Source organism: Brevundimonas sp. GCM10030266, from assembly GCF_042666595.1.
Classification (GTDB): Bacteria; Pseudomonadota; Alphaproteobacteria; order Caulobacterales; family Caulobacteraceae; genus Brevundimonas.
In genome coordinates, this window is the sequence record NZ_JBHTCY010000003.1 from 447320 (window position 1) to 463022 (window position 15703).

Annotated in this window: 13 protein-coding genes; 5 read left to right on the forward strand and 8 right to left on the reverse strand. The window is 66.3% G+C overall.

Features of this window, described 5'->3' with window-relative positions:
- Positions 1-138: 138 nt before the first annotated feature.
- Positions 139-870, reverse strand: coding sequence for a Crp/Fnr family transcriptional regulator (locus tag ACFQQC_RS11875; protein ID WP_376862602.1), 732 nt, complete (start codon positions 868-870; stop codon positions 139-141).
- Between the two features lie 907 nt (positions 871-1777).
- Here ACFQQC_RS11875 and ACFQQC_RS11880 point away from each other — a divergent pair.
- Positions 1778-3808 (forward strand): ATP-binding protein, encoded by a 2031-nt coding sequence (locus ACFQQC_RS11880; RefSeq protein ID WP_376862603.1) that lies wholly within the window; start codon positions 1778-1780, stop codon positions 3806-3808.
- 181 nt (positions 3809-3989) lie between these two features.
- Here ACFQQC_RS11880 and ACFQQC_RS11885 read toward each other — a convergent pair whose 3' ends face one another.
- The 4 genes from ACFQQC_RS11885 to ACFQQC_RS11900 all read right to left on the reverse strand — a co-directional run bounded on the left by ACFQQC_RS11885 (position 3990) and on the right by ACFQQC_RS11900 (position 8550).
- Positions 3990-4271 carry a hypothetical protein gene (locus ACFQQC_RS11885; RefSeq protein ID WP_376862604.1) on the reverse strand — a complete coding sequence of 94 codons (282 nt, stop codon included), beginning with the start codon at positions 4269-4271 and terminating at the stop codon, positions 3990-3992.
- A 253-nt stretch (positions 4272-4524) separates the two neighbouring features.
- Positions 4525-4857 carry a hypothetical protein gene (locus tag ACFQQC_RS11890; RefSeq protein ID WP_376862605.1) on the reverse strand — a complete coding sequence of 111 codons (333 nt, stop codon included), beginning with the start codon at positions 4855-4857 and terminating at the stop codon, positions 4525-4527.
- Positions 4858-4980: 123 nt separating this feature from the next.
- Entirely contained in the window at positions 4981-5826 is an 846-nt protein-coding gene (locus tag ACFQQC_RS11895) for a hypothetical protein (protein ID WP_376862606.1), read from the reverse strand.
- 63 nt (positions 5827-5889) lie between these two features.
- On the reverse strand, positions 5890-8550 hold the full coding sequence (locus tag ACFQQC_RS11900; protein WP_376862607.1) for a PAS domain-containing protein: 2661 nt from the start codon (positions 8548-8550) through the stop codon (positions 5890-5892).
- Between the two features lie 908 nt (positions 8551-9458).
- Here ACFQQC_RS11900 and ACFQQC_RS11905 point away from each other — a divergent pair.
- The 4 genes from ACFQQC_RS11905 (at position 9459) to ACFQQC_RS11920 (ending at position 13321) form a co-directional block, all read left to right on the forward strand.
- Positions 9459-10712 carry an alpha/beta fold hydrolase gene (locus ACFQQC_RS11905; RefSeq protein WP_376862608.1) on the forward strand — a complete coding sequence of 418 codons (1254 nt, stop codon included), beginning with the start codon at positions 9459-9461 and terminating at the stop codon, positions 10710-10712.
- A gap of 1 nt (position 10713) precedes the next feature.
- Positions 10714-11238, forward strand: a complete 525-nt coding sequence (locus ACFQQC_RS11910; RefSeq protein ID WP_376862609.1) for a hemerythrin domain-containing protein — start codon at positions 10714-10716, stop codon at positions 11236-11238.
- Between the two features lie 7 nt (positions 11239-11245).
- On the forward strand, positions 11246-12559 hold the full coding sequence (locus ACFQQC_RS11915; protein WP_376862610.1) for a hypothetical protein: 1314 nt from the start codon (positions 11246-11248) through the stop codon (positions 12557-12559).
- Between the two features lie 66 nt (positions 12560-12625).
- Entirely contained in the window at positions 12626-13321 is a 696-nt protein-coding gene (locus tag ACFQQC_RS11920) for a hypothetical protein (protein WP_376862611.1), read from the forward strand.
- Positions 13322-13543: 222 nt separating this feature from the next.
- On the opposite strand, the gene ACFQQC_RS11925 is transcribed toward ACFQQC_RS11920, so the two are convergent.
- The 3 genes from ACFQQC_RS11925 to ACFQQC_RS11935 form a co-directional block, all read right to left on the reverse strand.
- Entirely contained in the window at positions 13544-14776 is a 1233-nt protein-coding gene (locus ACFQQC_RS11925) for an NADH-quinone oxidoreductase subunit D (protein ID WP_376862612.1), read from the reverse strand.
- Entirely contained in the window at positions 14773-15195 is a 423-nt protein-coding gene (locus ACFQQC_RS11930; RefSeq protein ID WP_376862613.1) for an NADH-quinone oxidoreductase subunit C, read from the reverse strand. Before ACFQQC_RS11930 ends, ACFQQC_RS11925 begins: the two co-directional genes overlap by 4 nt.
- Before the next feature lie 280 nt (positions 15196-15475).
- Positions 15476-15700, reverse strand: a complete 225-nt coding sequence (locus ACFQQC_RS11935) for a hypothetical protein (RefSeq protein WP_376862614.1) — start codon at positions 15698-15700, stop codon at positions 15476-15478.
- Between the last annotated feature and the right edge of the window lie 3 nt (positions 15701-15703).

Genomic DNA, 15703 nt, shown 5'->3' on the forward strand with positions numbered 1-15703 from the left:
TCCCGGAGCAAACGGATGTTTCGCGTCGTCGGACGGGTCGTCCGATTGACCGCGCGCTCGGCGTAAGGTGAGGTCCCGCGGGACACCACGGTCCGGGTCACGCCGTCCCCATTGGCGGCCAAAGTCGACGGCTGTGCTCTATCCGAACCACGGCAGCGCTCGGTCAGGACGACGCAGTCCGCCGACCGGCACGTCCAACATATGCGCCAATCGATCCAGTTCGTCGCAGCATGCGCAGGCCGCCTCCCTCAGGCGCGTCCGGTCCACGATCACCACCCTTCCCCTCATGGTCTTCGTCGCGCCGATATCCCGCAGCTTGCTGAAGGCTTCGACCACCGACGTCCGTTGGGATGAGAGAAGACGTGCGATCTCCTCCTGGGTCACCGGAATCTCGGTCGTCCCGGTGTGATCCGAAGCCATCAGCGCCCAGCGCGCCACCCGGCTCAGGACCGGATGCGCTGCGGCGCACGCCGTGGATAGACTGTCCTGGGCGTTGTAGTAGAGCGCGAGCTTCGCAAGCCCCTCCCGAAGGCTGACGCTCTGCTTGACAATCAACCTCAACCTCCCGGCGTCGATACACCAGGCGGATCCCGCCAATCGTGTGGTGATACGCCAGGGCGAGGGCGCCTCGGCCAGCAACGGCAGGGGCGCCGTCACGCCCTCGCAGCCAACCCATCCGGTCTCGACATAGACGTCCCCGGGACCATGGAATTCGTGGGTGAACTGTGCGGTCACGGGGAAGGCGACTACGGTCAGGTCCTTCTCCTGCTCAACCAGCACCTGCCCGACCTCGAACTCCCGGTGTTCGAGCAAGGGGATAATGCGGGCGCGATCAATCTCGTTCAGCGCCTGCAGAAGCCTGTTGGTCATTGTCCGGTTTCCAAGTCAAACCAGCGAGGAGGTCCTCAGGCCTCGCTGCATCAAGGGTTGGGATGGGCCGGGAATGCAGACGATATTAAATCGTTCCGCAAGGCTCGGTTCAGAGCCGTGCTGGCACCTCGCTTGATGCTCCGGTGACCGTTTCGCCGACTGTGATGCAGGAGGGCCCACGGCCGGGATGCCCGGACAGTGAAAATCCTGGCTCGCGGTCACGGTCGCCGCGCGGTCAGTTTGCAGTCATACGTTCGCGCCGCCGCGTCGGTTTTGAACGAGGTCGACGGTGCGCCCGCGAAGGTCGGGCGACGGGAAGCTGTCGCCGGGCCGGCAAGGCCTCTGGCTGCGCGGGAGCCGCGGCGATGTGCCGGGCGGAGCGCCCGATCGATCCGGGGCCGATAGTGTGGAGCAAGCCGCTGAGCCTGCGTGCCCATGCGTCGCGGCGCTGCCCGACTCTCAGGGAAGCTGGTCTGGCGACGCGGGCCGAGCGATCCTGCGCGTGAACAGGACCCTCTCCGTCTTCAAAGCCGGCGCAGCTTCAAAGCCGGCCTCTGTCCACGCTTGCGTCTGAACCCCACCGCCCGGTCGCCACCAGCTGTCCCCAAGGGCCGCCTTCGGCAAAAAGGCGCCAAGCTTCCGTTCGATGTCTCGAAAGCTGAGATCGACCGCGTCCGCCTTCTGCCGGCGGAGATAGACGCAGAGCGGATCATATTTTCCCATTTGCGGGGGAAAGCTGATCTCGTCGCGAAACGCAAGCGCTCTCCCCTGAGATGCGACGCATCCGAACGCCGGGCGGCGAAGGGTCGGTGACGCTGCTGCCTTGGCGCCGGACGGCCTGTCCCGCGCCGGAATTCAGCAAGTCTTTGCAAATACTGGCTATCCTTGCACCGGGAGGGCATCAGGGATGTCGGGGTTAAACGAGAATTATTTCGCTGCCGTAGCGGAAGCCAGTCCGGACGTCATGCGCATCCTCGAACTCGATGGAACAGTCGAGTTCATGAACGCCCATGGCCTCCGACTGCTGGAGATCGACGCCTTCGCCCAAAACCATCGAAAGCTCTGGACCGATCTGTGGCCGGAACAGTCTCGGCCAGCAATGCGAACGGCGCTGGAACTGGCGCGGGAAGGCGGTGTGGGCCGGTTCCGGGCCTACTGCCCGACCGCGAAAGGGCGCCCCCGCTGGTGGGACACGGTCGTTTCCCCGATCCGCGATGAGGTGGGTCAGGTGGTGCGCCTGTTGGCCATGTCCCGCGACGTCTCGGATGAAGTGCGACGCGATCGACGCCTGCGGGACGCTGTCGGCCGGGTGAGGCGGGCCAACGCCGAGAAGGCGAGGTCCCTGAACTATCTGAAGGCGGCGTTGGACGGGATGCCCGCCGGCCTCGCCTTCTACGATGCTGACGATCGCCTGGTGATCTGGAACTCAGAATATGCGGCTGCCGGGGGCGCCGAGGGCGACGCCAGCCCGCTCCGCACCGGGATGCCCTACCGCCAATTGCTTGAACACGATCTCCTGCAAGGCCGACATCCGGACGCTGTGGGGCGGGAGGCTGACTGGCTCGAAGCGCGCTTGTCAGCGCGATCGTCGGGCGACGGCTCGCGTATACAGAAGCTTGCGAACGGACGGTGGTATCGTTTCGAGGACCGTCGGCTGGCCGATGGAGGCCTGATCGCTGTGGCGGTCGACATCACGGCGCTCAAGGCCCGTGAGTTCGATCTGGCCGCCCGCACCGAGGAACTGGCCGACGCCAAGGCCGCCGCGGAAGCAGCGAGTGCGGCCAAGAGCGCCTTCCTGGCCAACATGAGCCACGAAATCCGCACGCCGCTGAACGGCGTTTTGGCCATGGCCGATATGCTCTGCAAGGCGAGTCTGCCCTCGCGCGAGAAGGAACTCGCTGAAGTCGTTCGCGGCTGCGCGGATACGCTGGCGCATCTGCTGGAAGACATCCTGGATCTCGCTCGCGTCGAATCCGGCGCGCTGACGATCGCATCGGCCCCTTTCGATCTGCGCAGCGCGATCGAGAACGTCGTGGCTGTCGCCGGGCTCAAGGCCTCGGAAAAGGGATTGTCCTTGACCATGGACATTGGCCCGGACCTCGAACGCTCCGTCATGGGAGATGTAACCCGCTTCAAGCAGATCGCTCACAACCTCGTTTCGAACGCGGTGAAGTTCACCGACACCGGAGCCGTCCGGGTCACTTTGACCCGCCAGCCCGGCAGTCGGCTGCGCCTGTTGGTGTCGGACACAGGCATTGGTTTCGGACCTGAGGTGCGCGATCGCCTGTTCCGGAGGTTCGAGCAGGCCGATGATACGATCACCCGCCGCTTCGGCGGGACGGGACTGGGACTGGCGATCTCGAGTCAGCTGGCCGGTCTCATGGGCGGCGAGCTGAACTGTCAAAGCGCGCCGGGAGAAGGCTCGTCCTTCTGGCTCGACCTGCCGCTCGTGTTGGCGGAACCGGTGGGCTCAGCGGAGGCAGACGAGGTGATCGCCGCCCCCGCAAGCGACGACCGTCCCCTGAAGATCCTCGTCGCAGACGACAACCCCACCAACCGTCGTGTGGTCCAGCTGATCCTGGAAGAGGCGGGCGCCGAAGTGATCTGCGTCGAGGACGGCAGCCTGGCCGTGGAGGCGGCGCGTCGCGAGACGTTTGACCTGATCCTGATGGACATCCAGATGCCGGTGCTGGATGGTTTCTCCGCAGTTCGCGAGATCCGCGCGCATGAACGAGCCGCGACGCTGTCGCGGGTCCCGACCCTTATGCTTTCGGCCAACGCGATGCCGGAACACATCGCGGCCGGTCAGGCCGCGGGCTCGGACGGGCACGTCAGCAAGCCCATAACGGCCGCCGGGCTCTTTTCGGCGATCCAGACCGTCCTCGAGCAATCTGCGTCCGGCCCCCTCGCGGACGATGACACGCGCTCGGTCGGGTAAAGCCGGCGTGAGCGGCGCCGAACGGCATGCCGACGGTCGCCGTGCGAGACTGGGCGTTGCCCAGGAGCGCCAAGCCAGCGCCTGCGCCGTCTGGCGCGACGGTTCGAAGGCCGTCTCTCGCACCACAAGAAAAGGCCGCCCCGCGAGCGAGGCGGCCTTCGCCAGCTGTACCGGAGCCGTTTTATTCGGCTGCCGGAGCGACCGAGCGCGCGGCGTCCCCGACGTTCTCCGCCGCCGTACCCACGCTTTCCGCCGCGCCGGCGATCGCGTTGGACTCCATCCGCTCGCTCTGGCTCATGTTCATCAAGAAGTATCCGATTACGATGACGGCGAGCAGGCCGATAATCAGGGCGACCACGGCCCCCATGCCGCCGCCGCGACGTTCGCGGACGACGGTGCGATCCGAGGTCGTGGTGCGTTCGATAGAGCCGTCCGGGCGTTCAACAGTGCGTTCGGTAGCCATGGGTGTCTCCCTTCTGTGAGCACGGAAAACACGTTCGCTGCGATTACGGTTCCTGCGGGCAGGGCAGCGAGAGGGCGTTTGGGCCCCGGGCCGTCGCGGAGAAGACGAGCGACGGTTTTTGCCTGCCCCTTCGGTGGCCGTTCATCCAAAGACCGCCTTGGCAGGACGCCGCTCCCGGGGTCAGGATACCGAGTGCTTGAGATTTCCGAGACTTAGGCGCGCCAGAGCGAAGCCTGGTCTCCAGCCAGCGCCCTCAACGACGCGCCGTCCGCCTTGCCGCCGCTGCGGCGGCGACCGGGCATGCAGAGGTCGCCAAAACCATACCACCCAGAACGGTGATCGTCGCCAGGTCGGAAGGTGGCGGATTCCGGACGGTCAGCGCGAGAAGACCGAGCACTGAAATATAAAGGGCGGGCAGAAGCCCGAGCAGGGCCAAGGCTGCGGCGGCGCGCCATCGTCGTCTGACAATCCCGATGAAGAGGCATACGCCCCAACCGAGCAGCGTCACGACCCATCCGCCGGCGAAGACGTACAGGAAAAAGCAGACCAGCACCCCGTCGTCCCACAGCAGACCGGTCGCGTTCAAGGCTCATCTCCATCGGCCTTGAGGTGTGTAGGGCAAAACCGACCACACCGGCCCCCGCGGGGACCGCCGCTGCGAGAAGAGGCGCTGGACGCAGCCGACAGTCTCCGCCCGGTGGAAATCATTCTAGGGCAACCGTGCGACCTGCGGTTCACCGGCCTCGTGCCAGACCAGATAGGAGAGCTGGCCGTCCGCGACGATCTCGACGCCGCGCTGCACCAGCGGATAGTCGGTCCGGCAGGGATCGACATCGCGTCCATCCACGACGCGGCACGCCGTCACATAGCGATCCCGTTCAACAGGACGCAGCGCCCGTTGAACGATCGGCCCCCTGCTGGGCTGTTGGGCTACGACGATGTTGAGCGTCCGGTTGGCGCGGGCTCCCAGCACGATCTCCAGATCGTGCCGCAAGCTGTGCGGTCTCATCGCCAGACTGACCGTGTCCGGTAGCCCGTCGTAGTCCAGGTCCATCTGCATTGCGCCGGCGGCGGCCGGGTCGCTCTGCCCGGTGGCTCTTTGCACCGCTTCCAGCGTGCTCGCGACGCGGTCCCCCCGAGCCGCGCGCTGCGACGACATGCACACGGCGCGGTAAGCCTCAAACTCCGCGGAATGGGTCTGGGGATAGTCCGGCTCGGACCTTGCGCCGACCGTCGCCAGCAGACGGCCATCCCGGGTGTAGGTCGAAACCGCATCGGTGAAGATATCGCCTCGGTCGCAATCATACCGCTTGGAAATGATTGTGAACGCCTGTCCTCCCACCGTGGCGCCATGGATGACCCAGAGTTCCTGGGCGGCCCTGACATCTCGACGCGCGGAAGCGTCAGCCGGGAGAACGGCGCTGTCGGTCAACCACAAGGACACCCCATCGCGCCGCTCCGCAGTCGGCTCGAACCGGATCAGTTCCCGCCAGGGACCGCCGGCCGGGCCGTCGGCGCCGGGCATGATGACCAGGGCGATAAGAAGAGCCAGCATGGGTGTCTTCCAGAACCAGTGGGGTCAATGCGAGCAGACAGAAGCCATACCTTCACTGAAGCCTCAAGACGCTTCGTGGGAGGATTGAATCTCCCCCTCGGTACTTCCAGCCTGGGCATCGCCTTCAAGGATTACCGAAGCCCGCCTCGCAAGCGCCTTCAGTTCGAAAGGCTTGGTCATGATGTGCATTCCCGGCCCCGGATCGCCCCCCTTCAGCACAGCGCTCTCGGCGTAGCCGGTAATGAACAGCACCTTCAACCCCGGGTGGGTTTCCCGGGCGGCGTCAGCGAGCTGTCGACCGTTCATGCCGCCCGGAAGACCGACATCGGTGAGCAGCAGCCTCACAGAGGGCGTCGCCCTGAGAAGAGCGAGTCCGGAGCGCGCGTCTTCCGCCGTGACCACGGAGTAGCCGGCCTCGGTCAGGGCCTCGGCCGCCAACATCCGGATGGGCGCCTCATCGTCCACGACGACGATCGTTCCCTCGCCCGCGTGGCGGTGGGCGTCCTCCTCCGCCGCCGGACCGGTCGAAGGCGCCAGCGGTCCGCGATAGCGCGGAAGGTGGATACAGACCGTGGTCCCTTCTCCAAGACGGGACGTTATGCCAACCTGGCCGCTGGATTGCCGGACAAAGCCATAGATCATGGACAGGCCCAGACCGGTCCCTTGTCCGAGGGGCTTGGTGGTGAAGAAAGGATCGAACGCACGCGCGATCGTCTCTTCCGTCATCCCGACGCCCTGGTCGACGACGCAGAGCCGAACATAGTCGCCGAGCGCACAGTCCGGGCCGAGAACGGCGCTGTCTTCAATCGTGACATTGTCGATCTGGAGCCTCAGCTCACCACCGTCCGGCATGGCGTCCCGCGCGTTGATGCACAGGTTCAGCACGGCGTTCTCAAGCTGACCGGGGTCGATGAGCACCAACCATGGCTCCGGGGGCGCGACCATCACCAGCCTGATTGCCGGGCCCACCGTTCTTTGCACGAGCTCTTCGAAGCCGCGCGTCAAGGCCGCGACATCCGTGGGTTTGGGCTCCAGGGTCTGACGGCGGGAGAAGGCCAGCAGTCGGTGGGTGAGCGCCGTCGCCCGCTCGGTGGCGGCGCGGGCGACGCCGACGAAACGGGACAGATCTTCCGCTCGACCCTCCGCCGATCTCTTCACAACCATCTCCAGACTGCCGGAGATGGCGGTCAGGAGGTTGTTGAAGTCGTGGGCGATCCCGCCGGTGAGCTGGCCGACCGCCTCCATCTTCTGGGCCTGACGAAGTGCGGCCTCGCTGGCCATAAGCTCGGCCGTCCTTTGTTCAACCGTGCGTTCGAGCGACTCCGCGAGGCGGGCCAGATGCCGTTCCGCCCTGCGACGTTCGCGCGCGACAAGGGTCCGCTCTCCCACCTCGCGCATGAACTGCAGCTCGTCGTCGAGCCACGCGCGCGGACGGCCGTGGTTCGCGTAGAACAGGGCGGCCGTCTCCCCCTGGTCTTGCAAAGGGATGTTCACGACGGCCAGCGCGGAGATGGCCTCCAGAGCGGCGACTGTGTTCAGCGTCCTGGGATCAAGGCGAGCATCGGCGAAAACAACGGTCTCACCGCGTTTCAGATCGTCGATGTAGTCGCCGTAGTCCCGGAAGTGCAGAACGCCGGCGAGGCTCGCGACGCCTCGGGCGTTCCAGTCCCGTCGGATGGTGATGGTCTCGGTTGGACGGTCGATCACCCCAAACCCGACCCGGTCAATTTCCAGCGCCTTGGCCGTGATGCCGCAGGCGGCGTGGGTGAGCTCGTCGGGATCTTCGATGTCGCGAACCGCATCCGCCAGCGCCATGAGCGCGGATCGCAGGCGTTCGGCGCGAACGCGCTCGGTGATGTCGGTGGTTACACCCGCGATCCGTATGGGCGCACCGTGGGCGTCATGGATCAGGATCCCGCGGGCCTCCATCCAGCGGGTCGCTCCGGTGGGCGTGATGACCCGGTGCGTGATGTGATAGTCGGCGCCTTGGCTGATCGTGGCGTCGCTCTGGCCGCGGACGGCGTCCCGGTCTTCCGGATGGATCAGGCTTTGTCGGTCCTCATAGGTGAACGCCTTGTCGACCGGCCATCCCATAAGCGTCTTGTAGGCGTCCGAAGCGACCAGGGTTCGCGTTTGCACATCAACGCTCCAGGCGCCGAGTCCTCCGGCCAGCATGGCCAGGTCCAGTTCCCGCTCTCTCTCCCGATCGACGTGGACCCGGGCCGAGAGCTCGGCGTTGAGGGCCGCGTTGTCGGATTGCAGATTCTCCAGTCGCTCCCGCTCAAGCGTGACGTCCAGCTGGCTCGCGAAGAAATAGGCGAGCACCCCGTCCGCATCGAACACGGGCGCCAGCAGCAACCGGTTCCAGAACGCACTGCCGTCCTTACGGTGGTTGCGGATGTCGATCTCGATGGGCTCGGTTGCGGCGACCGCCTCATGGATGCGCCGAACGGTTTCGGGGTCGGTTTCGGGCCCCTGCAGGAAACGACAGTTGCGGCCGAGAATTTCCGAGCGCGCGTAACCGGTCAGTCTGCAGAAGGAGTCATTCGCGAAGATGACCGGGTTATCCGCCTGCTTCGGATCGGTGATGATCATCGGCATCCGCGTCGCGCGTACGGCCGAAACGAAGGGGTCGGTGGAGCGTGTTCGGCTCAGCACCTCCTCGGCAATGCGTTCCGCGTCTCGTTCCGCCTGGTGAGATCCATCTGCAGAGGGCGGGGTCATCTTCGACGTGTCGCTCCGGAAATTGCACCGTTGCAGCCTTAAACATCCGCAGCCCCCTGCGGTTCAAGAGGGCTTAAGAGACCGCATCGGCGGCCGCACTTCGCCCGCCTAGGCGCCGTTCTGCAGCGCATGGCGCCAGGCGGGCGCCTGGAAGGGCGGCGGTGACTACATTCCCCGCGAAGGATCGTCCGAAGGCGTCTCCGGATCCTGCCGGCGAGAGGCCCTGCCTGACCGTAGCCTCGCAACGGCGAGGGCGACCAGAAGCAGAGCGGGCCCGCCAATCACGACAAAGGCCCACAGGGCCGTCGGATCTGGCGGTCCATTGTCTGCGGCGGACATCGCCTCAACCGACCACCAGCGCCAGAGCAGGACTGAACCGATGATGAATGCGACGACAAGGCCCAGAACGACGGCTGTATTGAAGGCCGGCGACCGCCGGGGCGCCCTCACTGGTCTTGCTCCCGGGTCCGCGCCGCCAGGTTGACCCGGTTGACGGGACGCTGCGCAACGTCGTTCGGGTTCACCAGCCCGTTTCTCGCGACGCGACGTCGTTGCCAAGCGAAGCGACTCTGCAGTCGGTGCTGACGGGACAAATCGATGGTCATGGAACCTCTAGGCGCTGTCGCCTCCAATCCTGCGGATCAGCAAACGTTCCGAGTGTCCCGGATCAGACACTCGCCGTGAGGACCGTCGCCGCAAATCGACAACAATAGGTCCGCTGCGGCCCCCGTCCCTGCGGGGGACGAACCCGACCGGGATGCGCCGCTCTCTCCGTGACGGAACCGATCTGGCCGCTTTCGGGGGCGCCGTTTTCGACTGTGTCGATCCCAGGGGCTCCAAGAGTCCTGAACCCGACGCAACGTCTGGCTCCCGGGCAGGGTTAGGATTCGTCGTCCAGGGAAGCCGCCATGCCCTTTTTGTCCATCCCGCGCGTTCTTTTCGCCCTGCTGTCATGGCTGGTCCTGTTTGCGGCGCTTTATCTTCTCTGGAGCGGATACGCCGGGACGGCGTCGGTCACGGCTGATGGCGACGTGATCCGCGATCGCGAGCCCTGGCGCGTCTGGACAGGAAGCGCCCTCCTCGCCTGGTCTGTCCTCGGGCGTTTCCCCGTGGTCTGGCTGACAACACGCCCTGGCGGACGGCCCATCCGCGCGGTGCGCGGTTCTGGAAGGACCCTCGACGGAGCCGCCGGCTCGACGTTGTATGTCGAGCAAGAGGGCGAGGGACGGACGCTGCTTCTGGTCCACGGATGGGGCCTGGACAGCACGATCTGGCGCGGACTCAAGGCCGAGCTGCGGGGCCGTTTTCGTCTGGTGACCTGGGACCTGCCCGGGCTGGGGTTGTCGCGGCTCCCGAAACGCGGGCGTCCTGACCTCGATCTGTTCGCGGAGGAGCTTCGGGGACTGGTGGTCTCGCAGGGCGAGCCCATCGTCCTCATCGGCCACAGCATCGGGGGCATGACGATCCAGACCCTCGCCCGTGAGCATCCGGACATGTTCGGCCGGGAGATCGCGGGCGTTATACTTCTGAACACCACCTACACAGACCCTTCCCGCACCATGGTGCTCGGCGGCGTCGTTCGAATGCTACGCCCCCTCGTCAAGGCGGGCCTGGCGCTGACCGCGGCGCTACAGCCCCTCGCCTGGCTGAGCGCCTGGCAGAGCTATCTCAGCGGGTCGGCCCATCTCGCCAATCGGCTCGGCTTCGGGGCGGAGGCGACGCGCGATCAGCTGGAGCATGTGACCTGGCTGGCGACCCGCAATCCCCCCGGCGTTCAGGCGCTCGGCATCCGGGCCATGATGGACTGGGATGCGGACGGCGCCCTCGCCGGAGCAAACTGTCCCGTGCGGGTCATCGGCGGCGAGATCGACCTCGTGACCAGGATTGAGGCCAGCGAGCATATCGCCGCAACGGCGCCGCGGGCAGACCTGCTGCGTGTCCCCGGCGCCAACCACATGGGCTTCCTGGAGCAGTCGGATGTGTATCTGTCCGAGATCACACGCTTCTGCGCGTCCCTGCCCTGGCCCGAGCCCCCTTCGGCGCGGCCCTTTGCGCGGTCGGCGGCGGGCGGCTGGGGGTCGGCCGATACGCGCCGGACGGCGACAGTCTCCGAACCGGAAGGCGCCACTTCACCGTCCCCATTCAGATCAACCGGAGACTGACATGTCCGTTGTCGACAAGATCATCGTCGCCCTTAAGCCCATCCCTGACGAAAAGCATCGACTGGAAGCCACACGAAAGGCCCGTGCCGCGGCGGGTCGGAACGACGGGTTCCCCCTCATGCTCGGCCACCACGACCTGATCCGAAAGGCCTTCGACGACTGCAAGGCGGCGGCGAAGGCCGCCGAGCGCCCCGCCGCGATGCAGCGCCTCGCGATCGTCCTGAACGGACATTCGCTCGCGGAGGAGGTCATCCTCTATCCCGCTCTCGCCCAGGCGGGCGAAAAGGCGCACGCGGGCCATGCCTACACCGAACAAACGACCGCCGAGATGCAGATGGCGGAACTGGAGACCATCGCGCCGTCCAGCCAGGCCTGGAAGGACAACCTCGAACACATCAAGGGCGCGGTCCTGACTCACATGTTCGAGGAAGAGTCCGGCTGGTTCCCGAAGCTCAGGGAGAAGGGCGAGCATCAGACCAGGCTGACCGGGCGCTACGCCGAAGAGTTCGACCGTCACACGGGCTGAGGCACCCATGTCCGTCCCGATCAGTCCTCCTCCGGCTCGAGGCCCTCGCAACGGGGATCTGCCTGCTTATGTCAGCAATGGGCTCATCGGACTGCGTGTGCGGGAACAGCCGCTCCAGGCGGGGATGACCCTGGTGAGCGGCGTGGTGGGCGAACACGTCGAGCGTCGGATCGAGGCCGCCGCTCCGTCGCCCTATCCGCTCGCGGGCGACATCGCCCTGAACGGCGTCTGGCTGAGTGACCAGCCGTTCACCGTCTCGCACCTCGTGCAGAGCTACGACTTCTTCACCGCGGAGCTGACCTCCGCCTTTCGCTTCACCGCCGGCGGCCGGGTGGCCGAAATCTCGGTCGTCACCTTCGCCAACCGGGACGCCGCCTCCCTCGTCCAGCAGGAGGTCAGGATCGAGGTGGACGCCGCATGCGATCTGGCCGTGCGCGCCATGGTCGAGACCGCCGGGGTTCGGGGGCGCGTCGCGCGCCGTCGAACAGACACGCCTGGCGAGCCCGAACCGGTCTGCGACGGCGCCCTTCTTTGGGAAACGGACGGCGGTCTCAGCCAGTGTGGCTACGCGGTCGCCACGGAGCTTCTGGGTGAGGACGCGCCGGGCGCACCGACCCGGACCCGATGGGACCATGCCGGTCCGCTCGTGAGCGAGTTCAAGGTCCGCGCCCGCGCCGGGCGGCCGATCCGCCTGCGCCAGACGGTCGCGATCGTCCCGTCCGTCCTTCACGACCGCCCCGATGAGGAAGCGGCCCGCCGCGTCGCCCGCGGCCGGTCCACCGGCTTCGACGAACTCCGTCGCCGCAACCGCGCCCTCTGGGCCGACCTTTGGAAAGGCCGCATCGTCATCCACGGCGCCGCGCCCGAGCACCAGGCGCTCGTTGACGCCGCGCTGTTCTACCTGACCAGTTCGTCCCACCCGGCCACGCCCGCGGCCACCTCCATCTTTGGTTTGGCGACCTGGCACGACTACAACTACTATTTCGGCCATGTGATGTGGGACATCGACGCCTTCTGCGTCCCGCCGCTCGTCCTGCTCCAGCCCGACGCCGCGCTGGCCATGCTGGAGTTCCGCACGCGCCACCTCGACGCCGCCCGGGGTATCGCCAAACTCTCGGGCCGAGCCGGCTTGCAGTTCCCCTGGGAAGCGGCGCCGCTCTCCGGCCAGGAAGCTTCGCCGGGCGCGGGCGACGGCGCCGCCCATGAGGATCACGGCTCCCTGCACACCGCGCGCGCCTTCGCCCATTATGCCGACGCCACGGGAGATGAGACCTTCCTCGACGAGAAGGCTTGGCCCGTCCTGTCTGGGGTTGCCGATTAGGTGATCAGCCGGGTCACGCCCACTCCACGAGGGTACGAGTTCCTTCGTTCGACAGGCCCCGCCGAAGTGCCGGAGCCGCCAGACAATGACGCCTTCACGGTCATGGCCGCCATCGAAGTCCTTCGCTGCGCCATCCGTGCGGCCCAGCAGACGGGCCGCGACGCCCCAGACGAATGGTCCGCCGTCGCCGAGGCCCTGTACCTTCCGATCCGCGCCGACCGGGTCATCGCGGCGCACGAGGGCTTCAAGGTCAGCGAGCCCAAGGGCGCAACACCCTCTCCGCTTGCCGGCTTCTTCCCCTATGACTATCCGGCGTCCGAAGCCGTCCGCCGAGCCACACTGGACTTCTATCTGAAGCATTGGGACGAGTATGTCGGCGCTCCGATGTTTCCGGCGCTCTACACCACCTGGGCCGCCATGGCGGGGGACCCGTCCCTCGCCCTGAAGCTGTTCCACGAGGGGTATGTTCGTTACGATCACGGCCGTTTTCATCAATGTCTCGAATACCGCCCGGATCACCCCGACAGTGAGGTCGCGGCCGGTCCGTTCTTCGCCAACATGGGCGGCATGCTCCTGGGTCTGCTGATGGGGCTGACCGGTCTCGTGATCCGACCCGGCGAGGTCTCTGACTGGCCGAGCCGCCCGATTATCCTTCCCGTCGGCTGGAGCGCGATCGAGGTCGAACGTGTATGGGTCCGAGGCAAGCCCATGCGCCTCCTGGCCGAACAGGGCGCCGAGCGCGCGACCCTTCAGGCGGAATGAGCCTGCTGGCTCCCGACGATGCGCTCACGGGCATGACGCGAGGGGAGCGCCGCCGCACAGGTCATTGTCTCAGCGCGTTCGGGGACCCATCGGTGGGGATGATCTCCGCGCCGGGACTGCGGAGCTGCAGAGCTGACGCGAGAGGGCGTGATCCCCGCGGTCAGTCGGTCTGACCAGCCCCGACTCGGCGGGTCTCCTCAATCATGATCCTGACGGGCGCCCCTATCGATCGACTTCGCCGAATACGATGTCCAGCGATCCGAGGATCGCGGACACATCGGCCAGCATGTGTCCGCGCGTGAGCAGGTCCATCGCCTGCAGGTGCCGGAAGCCGGGCGCCGACACCTTGCAGCGATAGGGCAGGTTTGTGCCGTCCGAGACCAGATAGACGCCGAACTCGCCCTTGGGCGCCTCCACGGCCGCATAGGCCTCCCCAGCCGGGGTTTTGAAGCCCTCGGTGAAAAGCTTGAAGTGATGGATAAGCGCTTCCATCGACCGTTTCATTTCGCCCCGTCGGGGAGGGGCGATCTTGTTGTCCTGGACCAGGACCGGCTCTCCGCGGCATTTGCGGAGTCGATCCAGGCATTGTTCCATGATGCGGACCGACTGGCGCATCTCCTCGATCCTGCAGAGACAGCGGTCCCAACAGTCGCCGTTCTTGCCGACCGCAATGTCGAACTCCAGGTCCGCGTAACACTCATAGGGTTGCGACTTCCGCAGGTCCCACGCCACATCCGACCCGCGCAACATGACACCGGAAAAGCCCCAGGCCAGGGCGTCCTGCTTCGACACCACCCCGATATCGACATTGCGTTGCTTGAAGATCCGGTTCTCGATGAACAGGGCTTCGAGGTCCTTGAGGGTCTGTGGAAACGCACGGCACCAATGGCCCAGGTCGTCCAGCAGATCCTCCGGCAGATCCTGGCGCACGCCGCCGGGTCGCACGTAGTTCGCGTGAAGACGCGACCCGGAGGCCCGCTCATAGAAGACCATGAGCTTTTCCCGTTCCTCGAACCCCCAGAGCGGCGGCGTCAGCGCGCCCACGTCCATCGCCTGGGTGGTGATGTTCAGCAGATGCGACAGAATGCGGCTGATCTCGAGGTAAAGGACGCGGATCAGCTGCGCGCGCCAGGGCGCCTCAATGCGAAGCAGGCGTTCGATGGCGAGGCAGAACCCGTGTTCCTGGCTGATGGGCGCGACATAATCGAGCCGGTCGAAATACGGGATGTTCTGGATATAGGTTCTCGCCTCCATCAGTTTCTCTGTCCCGCGATGCAGCAGGCCGATGTGTGGATCCACGCGTTCGACCACCTCCCCCTGCAGTTCGAGCACAAGCCGCAGGACGCCGTGGGCGGCGGGATGTTGCGGGCCGAAGTTAATGGTGAAGCCGTTGTCGTCGAACGCCGCGCGGGCGCGCGCCGCCTCGGCGGCGCTCTCGATGTCACCGGGGCTCATCGCGCGGCGCCCGCGTCCGGACGACGGGCCCGACCGGTTTCGATTTGCCAGAGTGCGACGGCCAGCGTCTCCAGACCCAGGGCCGAGGCATAGATGTCGGCGACCTCCGGCAGGACCTGCTCGCCAAGCCTGGTGCGAACCCGCAGGCGCGCCCCCCGGGATATGGACAGAAGGTGATAGACGACGAGGACGTCGTCCCGGATGGGTCGAATATCGACATCCAGCAGTTGCTCGAATCCCAGCCGACGCAGCCGGGCCAGAGCCGGCCTTACATCGGTCGCCTTGCAATCAAGCGTAATCTCGCCGCAGGCCACCAGCGCCACGCCGCCGGTGAGATCAACCGCCGCCAGAGCGAGCGTCCGGAGAGCGCGCTCATCCTGTGGCGTGGAGCGTCGACGCACCGCGAGTTCCAGTTTCAAAACAGCTCTCCAGTTCGAACGTTTCGAATGCGGGAGGACGCTGATGGCTCATACTGTCCATTATCGGTCACAGGCGGGACCTTCAGCTTCCACTCGCAGGAGCTGGGCGCGAACGGTCTGCTACGATGGCGCCAACCCTGCACGACGAGGGGGCCCGGTCTGACATCGTACACCAGAGACCCGAGAACCCGGTCGGACCCACGGCCGGCTCTGCGTAGCCTATGCAGGCCGCGCGCACGCCGGCGCGCGGGCTTCAGCGTCGCAAGCCGCCGGCCCGCCGTCAGCCCTTGCGGACCGCCGCCGTCCGATCTGCCCGCGCGGTCGCCAGAAACCGCCGGATATCCGGCTCAAACTCCGGCGGGAAGTGGGCCAGCGCCGCCTCCATCACGGCCGCGACCTCCGTCTCTGTAGTTTCCTGACGCGCCACGCGCCGGCGGAAGTCCTCGATGACGAGCGCGAGGGCGAGCTGGCCCATTTCGAGTTCGCGGACGGGCAGGTCAGTCATGAA

Bases quoted from the DNA above. Each gene is read 5' to 3' on its own strand.
- ACFQQC_RS11915 (WP_376862610.1), top strand. From the start codon at position 11,246: ATGTCCGTCCCGATCAGTCCTCCTCCGGCTCGAGGCCCTCGCAACGGG.
- ACFQQC_RS11875 (WP_376862602.1), bottom strand. From the start codon at position 870: ATGACCAACAGGCTTCTGCAGGCGCTGAACGAGATTGATCGCGCCCGC.
- ACFQQC_RS11905 (WP_376862608.1), top strand. From the start codon at position 9,459: ATGCCCTTTTTGTCCATCCCGCGCGTTCTTTTCGCCCTGCTGTCATGG.
- ACFQQC_RS11900 (WP_376862607.1), bottom strand. From the start codon at position 8,550: ATGACCCCGCCCTCTGCAGATGGATCTCACCAGGCGGAACGAGACGCG.
- ACFQQC_RS11895 (WP_376862606.1), bottom strand. From the start codon at position 5,826: ATGCTGGCTCTTCTTATCGCCCTGGTCATCATGCCCGGCGCCGACGGC.
- ACFQQC_RS11935 (WP_376862614.1), bottom strand. From the start codon at position 15,700: ATGACTGACCTGCCCGTCCGCGAACTCGAAATGGGCCAGCTCGCCCTC.
- ACFQQC_RS11910 (WP_376862609.1), top strand. From the start codon at position 10,714: ATGTCCGTTGTCGACAAGATCATCGTCGCCCTTAAGCCCATCCCTGAC.
- ACFQQC_RS11885 (WP_376862604.1), bottom strand. From the start codon at position 4,271: ATGGCTACCGAACGCACTGTTGAACGCCCGGACGGCTCTATCGAACGC.
- ACFQQC_RS11880 (WP_376862603.1), top strand. From the start codon at position 1,778: ATGTCGGGGTTAAACGAGAATTATTTCGCTGCCGTAGCGGAAGCCAGT.
- ACFQQC_RS11925 (WP_376862612.1), bottom strand. From the start codon at position 14,776: ATGAGCCCCGGTGACATCGAGAGCGCCGCCGAGGCGGCGCGCGCCCGC.